Origin of the sequence: Vogesella mureinivorans (genome assembly GCF_007644035.1) — a bacterium.
In the GTDB taxonomy this organism is placed as follows: domain Bacteria; phylum Pseudomonadota; class Gammaproteobacteria; order Burkholderiales; family Chromobacteriaceae; genus Vogesella; species Vogesella mureinivorans.
Map to the genome: position 1 here is coordinate 1 of NZ_VMTV02000639.1, position 385 is coordinate 385.

The following is a 385-nucleotide window of genomic DNA, read 5'->3' on the forward strand; positions in this document are numbered from 1 at the left end:
CAACGCCGTGCAGGGTTTCCTTCGCTTCGTTCTGGAGCTTCTCGAAAGCGGATGCGCGGAGCGCATCGCCATCGCCTTCGATGAGTCGCTCGAAACCTCGTTCCGCAATCGCCTGTATCCCGCCTACAAGGCCAACCGCGAGCCAGCGCCGGAGTCGCTGAAGTACCAGTTCCAGCAGTGCCGTGCGCTGTGCGAGGCGCTGGGCCTGTGCACCCTGGCGGACCCCGAATTCGAAGCGGACGACCTGATCGGCAGCCTGCTCGCCGGGCTTCGCGCCCAGGGCCTGCGCGGCCTCATCGTGTCGGCGGACAAGGATCTCTCGCAGCTGCTCGAAGCGGGCGACAGCCAGTGGGACTACGCGCGCAACCAGCGCTGGGACATGGCG

At 66.8% G+C, this 385-nt stretch carries 1 pseudogene; it reads left to right on the forward strand.

The annotated features are described in order from the left end of the window. Positions 1-385, forward strand: a pseudogene (locus FLQ44_RS17055) (PIN domain-containing protein); the annotation flags it as partial.